The sequence below is a fragment of the Pseudomonas sp. GW821-FHT01A09 genome (genome assembly GCF_058986725.1).
On sequence record NZ_JBYSWB010000023.1, the window covers coordinates 84,882 to 95,303 of the forward strand.

Sequence of the window (10,422 nt, forward strand, 5' to 3'; positions counted from 1 at the left end):
CAAGCCCCCTCGCTACAGGTGTGATGGGGATAAATCAGCTTTCCAGCCAGACATCCCGAGCCCAGTGCCACACGGACTCCCAGCTTTCCTCGGTAACCAGTTCTTCTTCCGCGCTCCACAGCACCACGGTGCCGTCTTCTTCGACGCAGTAGTAATCATCGCCGTCCTGGCAGATGGGGATCAAGTCGCGAGGGACACCGATGTCCCATGCGTTGGAGGCTACATCAGGCAGGTAGGTATGGGACTGCGGATCGGTCACGGTGACCGGCTCCAGACTGCCGTAGACCACGTCGCTCACCGCCAGCAGGAATTCCCTGAACACAAAAGGAATATTGATGAACAGCTGCTCTTCGATCTCGACCAGCTGGTCCTCGTCGGGCAATTCAAGGGGTACGGGCACCGGTTCGTTGACTTCCCGCAGCTTTTCGATGACTTCTTCCACGTCGTGCTACCTCTCAATCCGAATACGCGATGCGGTTATACCTTAGCTGGATATTAGTGCAATCCCGCAAAAGCAAAACCCCGAGCGGATGCTCGGGGTTTGCGGGTGCGAAGTTTCATGTAGAAACCTGCGGGGATCAGCCGTTCTGGCGGATACCAGCGACCAGCCAAGGCTGGTTATCGCCAACGGCACGTTCCATGTTCCAGCTTTCGCTGAATACTTCGCCTTGGTCGAAGCGCGAGTTTTTCGACACACCGCTGAAGGTCAGCGTGGCGATAGTCTTGTCGGCACGATCGTCGACGCCTTCCAGCTGCACATCGAGGTTGTCGATGAAGGTCGACTGGTAAGCGTCACCCAGGCTGGCACGTTCCTGCTTGAGGAACTGCAGCATCTGCGGTGTCACGAACTCGGCAATCTTGTCCATTTCATTGGCATCCCAGTGCTGCTGCAGCGACTGGAAGTGGGCACGGGCCGCGGCGACGAAGTTCTGTTCGTTGAACCAGGCCGGAGCGTTGATGACCGGACGAGCGGCGGCAGGTGAACCACCACCGAAGATCGAGTTCTGCGCCGGCTGGGCAGGTTGTTCGAACACTTCACGCTGATACGGAGTGCCAGCGCCAGCCATTTGCACGCCTTCTTGCTGCTTGCGGCGGCGAGCGGCGATGAAACGGAAGATCAGGAAGGCGATGACCGCCATGATCAGGATGTCGAAAAACTGCATGCCCTGGAAGCCGCCGCCCATGAACATGGACGCCAGCAGGCCGCCAGCGGCGAGACCGGCTAGAGGGCCCAGCCAGCGGGAGGCGCCACCGGCTGCGGCAGGTGGACGACCGGCAGCCGATGGACTGGCTGCAGGGGCGCTAGGCGCCGCTTGGCGGGCCTGATGGCTTGGGGCTGCACCAAAGCTCTGGCCGCCACCGAAACGCTTGGCATTGGCGTCAAGGCTCATCGTCAAGCCGATGCACAGCGCCAGCGCGATGCTAAGAAAACGTTGCATTAGAATTCCCATAGAGTGGATTGCACGTGAGCCATCTTGCACAGGTGGCTGTGCCGTGACCAGTGACAGATTGTTTCGAGCTTTTACAAGATCAGTGAATGCATCACCTGTGGGAGCAAAGCTTGCTCGCGAAGAGGCCCTGAGCTTCAGCGATACCCTCGCGGGCAAGCCTGGTTCTCTCATGCACCGCTGCGTCAAATAGCCTCAAGCTTCGCATACCCAAGCATCAGCCATTTGCTTCCCTCGTCGAAGTTGACCTGCACCCGCGCCTGAGCACCGGCGCCTTCGAAATTGAGGATCACGCCTTCGCCGAACACCGCATGCTGCACGCGCTGACCGAGGCTGAACTCGGTCTGCGGGATGCCTTCGTTGGCGAACAGGCTGGTGTTGTTCATCTTCTGCGCGCCGCCGAACGGCCGGCTGACGCTATTGGACAGCCGCACTTCCTGAATCAGGCCCGCCGGAATTTCTCGTACGAAACGGGACACCTTGTTGTAGGTCTCGCTGCCATACAGGCGACGAGTCTCGGCATAGGTCATCACTAGTTGCTGCATCGCCCGGGTGATGCCGACATAAGCCAGGCGTCGTTCCTCTTCAAGACGGCCGGGCTCTTCAAGGCTCATCTTGTGCGGGAACAGGCCTTCTTCCAGACCCACCAAGAACACGTGGGGGAACTCCAGCCCCTTGGCGCTGTGCAGGGTCATCAGCTGCACGCTGTCTTCGTGTTCGTCGGCCTGCGCATCACCGGCCTCCAGCGAAGCGTGGCCGAGGAAGGCCGCCAGCGGGGACAGGTCTTCGTCCTCTTCGGTGGTTTCGAAGTTGCGCGCAGCGCTGACCAGTTCCTCAAGGTTTTCGACCCGCGCCTGACCCTTTTCACCTTTTTCTTCCTGGTGATAAGTGATCAGGCCGGATTGTTCGATGACGGTCTGGGTCATCAAGTGCAGCGGCATATCGACGACCTTGACCGCCAGCGTCTCGATCATCTCCAGGAAGCCGCCCAGTGCATTGGCGGCCCGCCCGGTCACGCCTTTATTGACCACCAGCTGGCGTATCGCTTCCCACATCGATACTTCGCTATGGCGTGCGTGCTCGCGGATCGCCTCGACGGTCTTCTCGCCGATGCCGCGCGGCGGTACGTTGATCACCCGCTCCAGCGCCGCATCATTGCCGCGACCGTCCATCAGCCGCAGGTAGGCCATGGCGTTCTTGATTTCCGCCCGCTCGAAGAAGCGCTGACCGCCGTAGATGCGATACGGGATACGCTCGCGCAGCAGGGCTTCTTCGAGTACCCGCGACTGGGCGTTGGAGCGATAGAGGATGGCGATGTCACTGCGCGCCATGCCGGTCTTCACCGCGCTTTCGATGCACTCGACCACATAGCGAGCCTCGTCGTGCTCGTTGTAGGCGGCATACAGATTGATTGGCTCGCCATCGCCGCCGTCGGTCCACAGCTCTTTGCCCAGGCGCCCGCTGTTGTGCACGATCAAGGCGTTGGCGGCCTTGAGGATGCCGGCGGTTGAGCGGTAGTTCTGCTCGAGGCGGATCATCTGCGAGTCGGGGAAGTCGTCCGAGAACTGATGGATGTTCTCGATCTTGGCGCCGCGCCAGCCGTAGATCGACTGGTCGTCGTCGCCGACGATCATCAGGCTGTCGCCGCCCTTGGCCAGCAGCCGCAGCCAGGCGTACTGCACGGCGTTGGTGTCCTGGAATTCGTCCACCAGCACGTGGCGGAAGCGCCGCTGGTAGTGCTCCAGCAAGCCCTGATTGTCGCGCCACAGGTCAAGGGCGCGCAGCAGCAGCTCGGAAAAGTCGATGACCCCGGCGCGCGCGCAAGCGGCCTCGTAGGCTTCGTAGATCGAACGCATGGTCGCCAGGAACAGGTCGCCGCCCGGCTGGATATGCTGCGGGCGCAGGCCTTCATCCTTTTGACCGTTGATGAACCACTGCGCCTGGCGCGCCGGCCAGCGCTGCTCGTCCAGCCCCAGCTCGCGGATCACGCGCTTGACCAGCCGCTGCTGATCGTCGCTGTCGAGAATCTGGAAGTTCTGGTTGAGCTTGGCCTCTTGCCAATGGGCGCGCAGCAAGCGATGGGCCAGGCCGTGAAAGGTCCCGACCCACATGCCGGCGGGGCTGATGCCCATCAGCTGCTCGATGCGATGGCGCATCTCGGCCGCGGCCTTGTTGGTGAAGGTCACCGACAGCACCGAGTGCGGCGAGGCGTTTTCGACCTGCATCAGCCAGGCGATGCGGTGCACCAGCACGCGGGTCTTGCCGGAGCCGGCACCGGCCAGGACCAACTGACGGCCAACCGGCGCGGCGACAGCCTGGCGCTGGGCGTCGTTGAGTGAGTTCAACAGGAGGGAGAGGTCATCATGCATCCCGGCATTTTAGGGGTAAATGGGTGGGCTGTACCACCGCTAACTCGACTGGGACCTGCGCACCTCTGTAGCGAGGGGGCTTGCCCCGGAAAAGATCGCCTGTGGTGACTGATCCCGCGAATCGGCGGCAAGCCACCTCGCGACAGGTTTGGCGCAAACCACCATTTATCGGCAACCTCAGGGCCGGGCACCCATCTCTATGGATATTTCCCCCCATTGTGTATGCTCGATCAACGTTAATGGCTGCCAACTACAAGAACATCGTCCATGACCTTCGTCTCCGCTCGCCCGGCTTCCCCCGAGGATGCCGCGCCGCCCGTGGAACCCGCCTTCGCCGCGCAATTGGCGGCCGAGCGCACGCGCCTGCTGTATCAGGGGTCGCTGTTGCCCACGCTGTTCATGCTGATCAACGGTCTGGTCTGCTCCTGGCTGCTGTGGAGCCCGCGACACTATCTGTGGGTGAGCATCTGGCTGGTGTGGCTGATGTTGCTGGCCGCGTTGCGAGTCATTCAGGTGGCCGCCTTCGACAGCGCCATGCCGGCGCGTCAGTCCGACCCACGCTGGCTGCGGCGCTTTCTGCTGGGCGCCGCCCTCAGTGGCCTCACTTTGGCTGCCGGCGCCATTGCCCTGACCCCGGTCAACAGCTTCATCCAGCAGGCCTGGCTGTTCGGCCTGCTCGGCGCCGCAGCGCTGTCGGCCAGCATCGCCTACGCGGTCAGCTTGCCTGCCTTCCTCACCTTCACCTTGCCGTGCCTGCTGCCGCCAGTTGGCTATCTATTATTGTGGGGCGATGAACACCAGCGCGGTTGGGGCTGGCTGGGGTTGATGTTGCTGGTGTCGCTGGCGATCGTTGCCTGGCAGGTCAACCGCTTGATCGAGCGCAACCTGCTGCGACGCTTCCAGAACCAGGCGCTGATCGAACGCCTGCAAGCTGAGCGCGTGCACGGCGAGCAGCTGAATCAGGAACTGGCCGAAGAGGTGCAACACCGCCGTGCCGTCGAGGACACCCTGCGTGAAACCCAGGCCGAGCTCGAAGTCCGCGTCGCCGAGCGCAGCCAGGCCCTCGACCAGGCCAATCAGGCGCTGAGCAAAAGCGAAGAACGCCTGGCTCTGGCGCTGGAGGCCAGCGAACTCGGCCTGTGGGACTGGAACCTGCAGACCGACGAAGTCCACCACAGCCAGCTGAAACGCCTGTTCGGCCTGGATGACAATTCCGTGTCGCTGATGCTCAAGGACCTGCGCCCGCGCCTGCACCCCGACGACATGCCGCTGCTGAAAAAGACCCTCACCAACCACCTCAAGGGCCGCACCACCGACTACCGCGTCGAGTACCGCGTGCGCCATGAAGACGGCCGCTGGCTGTGGGTCGAGGACCATGGCCGCGCCGTCGAGCGCGGGCCCCGTGGCCGCGTGCTGCGGATGATCGGCACCCGCGCCGACATCAGCAAGCGCAAGGCCTGGCAGCAACAGTTGAGCCTCGCCGCGACGGTGTTCGAAGCCATGAGCGAAGGCATCGTGGTGCTCGACGCCGCCTTTGGCGTGCTGGCCGTCAACAAGGCCTTCACCACCATCACCGGCTACAGCGAAGCCGATGCCATGGGTTTCAACCTCATCGAACTGCCCTGCAGCCATGACGCCCGCCGCCAGTTCCAGGCCATCTGTCAGGCCCTCGAAGAGCGCGGCGGCTGGCAAGGCGAATTGGTCGAGACGCGCAAAAACGGCGAACTCTACCCGCAGTGGATGCAGCTCAGCGTGGTGCGCGACCGGCTGGACAACATCAGCCATATCGTCGGCTTCTTCTCCGACCTGTCCGGGCGCCGCGCTTCGGAAGAGCGCATGCGCTTCCTCAGCCACTATGACGAACTCACCGGCCTGGCCAACCGCGTGCTGTTCCGCGAGCGCCTGCAAGAAGCCGCCCAGCGCGCCACCCAGCGGGGCAGGGCGCTGGCCTTGCTGCACATCGACATCGACCGCTTCAAGCTGATCAACGACAGCCTCGGCCACGACACCGCCGACCAGGTGCTCAAGGAAATGGCCCGGCGCATCAGCAATGCCCTGCCTGAGGCCGACACCATCGCGCGCCTGGCCGGCGACGAATTCGCTGTGCTGTTCGACGCCTACGCCAACCTCTCTAGCCTCGCCCGCGTCACCAGCCGCCTGCTCGGCAAATTGCGCGCGCCGCTGATGATCAATGGCCACGAACTGGTGATCGGCGCCTCGGTGGGCATCAGCCTGCTGCCCGACAACGCTCGCGTCGCCACCGACCTGGTGGCCCAGGCCAACACCGCCATGCAGCACGCCAAACACCTGGGCGGTGACACCTTTCAGTTTTTCACCGAAAGCCAGCGCGCCAGCACCCTGGAGCGCCTGCAACTGGAAAACCAGCTGCGCAAGGCCATCGACGAGCAGCAGTTGGAAGTCTTCTACCAACCCAAACTCCACGTCGACAGCGGCCGCCTGGAATCTGCGGAAGCCCTGGTGCGCTGGCGCCACCCGACCCGCGGCCTGGTTTTGCCGGGCGAATTCATCCCTCTGGCCGAGGAAACCGGCCTGATCGGCGCCATCGGTGAGTTCGTCCTGCGTCAGGCCTGCTGGCAGGCCCAGCAATGGCAACGCCACGGCCTGGCCGAGGTGCGGGTGTCGGTGAATCTCTCGGTGCATCAGTTACGCCAAGGCAAACTGGTCAGTCTGGTGCGCCAGGTGCTCGACGACACCGGCCTGGCAGCCCACTGCCTCGAACTGGAGCTCACCGAAAGCCAACTGCTCGACAGCATCGAACACATCAGCCAGACCTTTCAGCAGCTGCGGGAAATCGGCGTGAAGCTGGCGATCGACGATTTCGGCACCGGGTATTCGTCGCTGAGTTACCTCAAGCGCCTGCCAGTGGACTACGTGAAGATCGATCAGGCGTTTATTCGCGGGTTGGATGAGGCGCAGGAGGATGTTGTTATCACCCAGGCGATCATCGCCATGGCCCATAGCCTCGGGCTGCAGGTGGTGGCCGAGGGCGTGGAGACGCCAGGGCAGTTGGAGATCCTGAAAGAGCAGGGGTGTGACGAGATTCAGGGGTATCTGATCAGCCGGCCGGTGGCTGCGCATGAGATGGCGCAGTTGCTTATCAGGGATCAGCGGGGGTGGTCGGTGGAGAGTTGAAGGAATCGGCGGGAATTTCTCGGCTGTTGCAACCTTCTTCCCGCCCCAGTATCGTTCAGGCGTCGCTGCCACTCAGCGACCGGGTTTGGCGACCCGACGAATTCAAGGCGCAGCAGCGCCCCATCACGATGGCTGGCGTTTTTTTGCGTCCGCATGTCCTGTTATGGCGGCTGTGCGTGGGAGACCTTCGGGTCTGCCGGTTTCCTTGATTCCCGGTTCGCCAACCTGCGTACAGCTGCCACCCTATCGTTTGGCGACGATGAAGGCAGCTCATTGAATCAAGGAGTTTACTAATGAACAGCATCCTTCAGGCCTTCAACGGTACTACCGGTGCGGCAACGTTCGGCGTCTGTAATTCCCAGAACGAGCGGCTTTTTCGTATCACCCCTGGCATCGGCGCAGCGCACGCGCTTGAGCACGCTTCGCTGCTGATGGCTTCAGCTAACAAACTGACGTTGTTGAGTGCACTGCAAGAGGGCGATGATGGGGCAATGGTGTGGGCTGCTCATTATCTAGGGGATATGGCCAAGGCAATCATCGATGATGTGACGGCTGGACTGCAGGATGTGCAGGTAGGTAGTAGTTCTGCGTCCTAGAGGCGGTCGCTGAGCATCACCTTCGGGCCGGCTGTCTACGGCTGAATGGGAGCGATCAAGTGCAAGGCTCATTTGGCGGAAGCGTCCAGAACAGCGACTTTCAACTGAGCCTTTCATTCTGTAGGCCCTAGCTGGAATCTTTCGTTTCCTTGATCAGCCCAGCACGTAGATCACGCCTGATTCCGATCTGCACATAGTTTTTGTAGAACTGCAGATCGTCGCTCCCACCACTCGCCGAGGCAAGCGCAAGCCGCTACCTGCCGATCTGCCGCGCATTGAGGTCATCCACGAACTGCCCGAACACGAACTGACCTGCGCATGCGGCTGCCGCAAGCATGTCATCAGCGAAGAAACCAGCGAGCAACTGGATATCGTGCCGATGCAGATTCGGGTGATCAAACATATCCGCAAAGTCTACGGCTGCCGCGGTTGTGAGTCGGCACCTGTCACAGCCGACAAACCTGCGCAGTTAATTGAAAAGAGCATGGCCAGCCCGAGCGTGTTGGCCATGCTACTGACGACCAAGTATGTCGACGGCTTGCCGCTGCATCGCTTTGAAACGGTGCTAAGCCGACATGGCATAGAAATCCCACGCCAAACGTTGGCCCGCTGGATTATCCAGTGCGGCGAACATTTGCAGCCGCTGTTAAATCTGATGCGTGATCGATTGCTGGAAAGTCCGGTCATCCATTGTGATGAAACACGCGTGCAGGTACTTAAAGAACCGGATCGAAACCCGACCAGCCAATCCTGGATGTGGGTGCAGGCTAGCGGGCCGCCCGACAGGAAAGTCGTATTGTTCGACTACACCTCCAGCCGCGCGCAGGAGGTACCGTTACGGCTGCTGGAAAGTTATCGCGGCTATGTAATGACTGATGATTACGCGGGCTACAACGCGCTGGCGTTGCAACCGGGTGTGGAGCGCTTGGCGTGTATGGCCCATGCGCGGCGCAAATTTGTCGAAGCACAAAAAGTGCAACCTAAGGGCAAGACCGGCCGTGCCGATATCGCGCTGACGATGATCAATAAGCTGTACGGTATCGAGCGGGAACTGAAAGACAGCAGCGACGAACAGCGTTTTAGCGGTCGGCAGGAGAAAAGCCTGCCCATCCTGGCTCAGCTAAAAAGCTGGCTGGAAAAAACCCAGCCCCAAGTGACGCCGCAAAGCGTGCTGGGCAAGGCGATTAATTATCTGGCGAGCAACTGGAGCCGGCTGGAGCGCTATGTAGAGGCTGGTTTTTTACCGATCGACAATAATGCCGCCGAAAGAGCGATAAAGCCGTTTGTGATCGGGCGCAAAGCCTGGCTGTTCAGCGACACGCCCAAAGGTGCTACCGCCAGTGCACAGATTTATAGCTTGGTCGAGACCGCCAAGGTCAACGGCCAGGAGCCCTATACGTGGCTGCGCCACGTATTGGAGCGGCTGCCACTTGCGCAGTCGGTGGCCGACTATGAAGCGTTGCTGCCGTGGAACTGCTCACTGGAGATGCCACGGTAAACCAAGGTGCTACCTCTTGATAAGTGTGGATCATGGATCACTTACGGTGTACCTGATTACGGTGGCGTGATGCAGATGTGATGCAGAAATGTGGCAAACATGATGCGCCGATGATGCAAAACGCCTGCTGTCGGCCGAGTGGGACAAGGTTGGGACAGCATGCCCCTGAGCGAGCCGAACGCCACCAAGCCGTGGCCAATGCCATCGCCAGGCAGCGGGAACCCCATGCAGAGGTAACCCGGGGCGGCCTTGCCGAGGGCACGCTCGGCATCGAGGCCATCTTGGAGATGGTTCAGGGGCAGGATCGTGGATAGGCGGTTGCTGCCGGGCACTGACCGCAAATAAAACAACACCAGCGCGGGGCCGGTGCTGGGTGGATACGGCATCAGTTACAAAGCTGCCTTGATCTTATCTAAAAAGAAAGACCCGAAGTCTGTAGCCATAACCTCGGCATTATCAATATTTGTCGTTTCTGACGCACCAGGCCACCAAATAACTACCGGGCAATCTTTGCCTCCCGAAATACGTCCACAATCGAGCGCATAATATGCGCCATCCCCTTGAGCACCCACAATAACCAGACAAGAAGGCAGGTTAGAGTCTACTCGCTCACGAAGTGTCAACCAGACCGCGTCAGGAACCCCCGAGTTAATAAAGTCGAAATTTATGACGCCATAAAATTCATGGCCTGCCACATCCCCACATCCAAAAGAAAGCAGAAACTCTCGATAGCAGGGGGGAAAGATAACACCAAGAGTACTCTCTGCAGCCTCGACAAGGCTGGCAGGCTTCCCTCCTTCGAAATCAATTTCGCACCCGTGCTTCGCGGCCAAATCTACACCTTTCAAAATATCACTCGAAGCCATATGACACCTTACATAAAGTCTTTTGCTCGCGCCTTCCAGTAGGCAGAGCGCCACCTATCAAACTCCATTCGATCAATGCCAGACGGGATAGATGGCGGGTTAATATGAATAACTTTATGGTTATCCTTATGGAAGGTCTCGGTCATCTCCGCAATCGCTCCTTTCTGCGTCTGGGTAGTGTGATGAAGATTCATCGACTTACCATCTGGACCAATAGGTGCAAGACCTTTCTGCATTCGCTCTAGATTCGTTCGTCCTCTAGCATCAACAAGGTCAGGCTTAATAAGATCGTTCCGCTGGTAAATCTTATTCCCGTTGAACTGGATTGGGTCTTTAGACCAGAAGTTACGCTGCTGATTAAATACCGAACCAGCATCTGCGGTAGTTGCTTTTGCACCGCTCAGAAAATCCGGTTGCTCGCCCTCTTTTACTACTTTTGCATCCGAATGAGAACCCCGCACAACCGACTTTTTCGCCGCAGCCCGAACCGCC

The 10,422-nt window shown here is 60.1% G+C and carries 7 protein-coding genes and 1 pseudogene; 3 read left to right on the top strand and 5 right to left on the bottom strand.

Annotation, left to right across the window (positions count from 1 at the left end; all coding sequences use genetic code 11):
• Positions 1–34 precede the first annotated feature (34 nt).
• The 3 genes from AC3WJP_RS22290 to uvrD all read right to left on the bottom strand — a co-directional run bounded on the left by AC3WJP_RS22290 (position 35) and on the right by uvrD (position 3,817).
• Positions 35–442, bottom strand: a complete 408-nt coding sequence (locus AC3WJP_RS22290; RefSeq protein WP_493723083.1) for an SMI1/KNR4 family protein — start codon at positions 440–442, stop codon at positions 35–37.
• 136 nt (positions 443–578) lie between these two features.
• Positions 579–1,439 (bottom strand): Tim44 domain-containing protein, encoded by an 861-nt coding sequence (locus tag AC3WJP_RS22295; RefSeq protein ID WP_493723082.1) that lies wholly within the window; start codon positions 1,437–1,439, stop codon positions 579–581.
• A 194-nt stretch (positions 1,440–1,633) separates the two neighbouring features.
• Positions 1,634–3,817 (bottom strand): DNA helicase II, encoded by a 2,184-nt coding sequence (uvrD, locus tag AC3WJP_RS22300; RefSeq protein WP_493723081.1) that lies wholly within the window; start codon positions 3,815–3,817, stop codon positions 1,634–1,636.
• A 267-nt stretch (positions 3,818–4,084) separates the two neighbouring features.
• Between uvrD and AC3WJP_RS22305 the strand changes: the two genes are divergently transcribed.
• The 3 genes and pseudogenes from AC3WJP_RS22305 to tnpC form a co-directional block, all read left to right on the top strand.
• Positions 4,085–6,970 (top strand): putative bifunctional diguanylate cyclase/phosphodiesterase, encoded by a 2,886-nt coding sequence (locus tag AC3WJP_RS22305; RefSeq protein ID WP_493723080.1) that lies wholly within the window; start codon positions 4,085–4,087, stop codon positions 6,968–6,970.
• A gap of 302 nt (positions 6,971–7,272) precedes the next feature.
• The gene (locus tag AC3WJP_RS22310) at positions 7,273–7,566 is read left to right on the top strand and encodes a DUF3077 domain-containing protein (protein WP_493723152.1); all 294 of its coding nucleotides are present in this window, start codon (positions 7,273–7,275) and stop codon (positions 7,564–7,566) included.
• Between the two features lie 211 nt (positions 7,567–7,777).
• A pseudogene (gene tnpC / locus AC3WJP_RS22315) lies at positions 7,778–9,064 on the top strand (IS66 family transposase); the annotation flags it as partial.
• Between the two features lie 389 nt (positions 9,065–9,453).
• Here tnpC and AC3WJP_RS22320 read toward each other — a convergent pair.
• Entirely contained in the window at positions 9,454–9,930 is a 477-nt protein-coding gene (locus AC3WJP_RS22320) for an SMI1/KNR4 family protein (protein WP_493723079.1), read from the bottom strand.
• Positions 9,931–9,938: 8 nt separating this feature from the next.
• On the bottom strand, positions 9,939–10,422 hold a 484-nt coding region (locus AC3WJP_RS22325), incomplete at its 5' end, for an HNH/ENDO VII family nuclease (protein ID WP_493723078.1).

Excerpts from the sequence above, each read along its gene's own strand:
- AC3WJP_RS22295 (WP_493723082.1), bottom strand. The coding sequence starts at position 1,439 with ATGCAACGTTTTCTTAGCATCGCGCTGGCGCTGTGCATCGGCTTGACG.
- uvrD (WP_493723081.1), bottom strand. The coding sequence starts at position 3,817 with ATGCATGATGACCTCTCCCTCCTGTTGAACTCACTCAACGACGCCCAG.
- AC3WJP_RS22305 (WP_493723080.1), top strand. The coding sequence starts at position 4,085 with ATGACCTTCGTCTCCGCTCGCCCGGCTTCCCCCGAGGATGCCGCGCCG.
- AC3WJP_RS22320 (WP_493723079.1), bottom strand. The coding sequence starts at position 9,930 with ATGGCTTCGAGTGATATTTTGAAAGGTGTAGATTTGGCCGCGAAGCAC.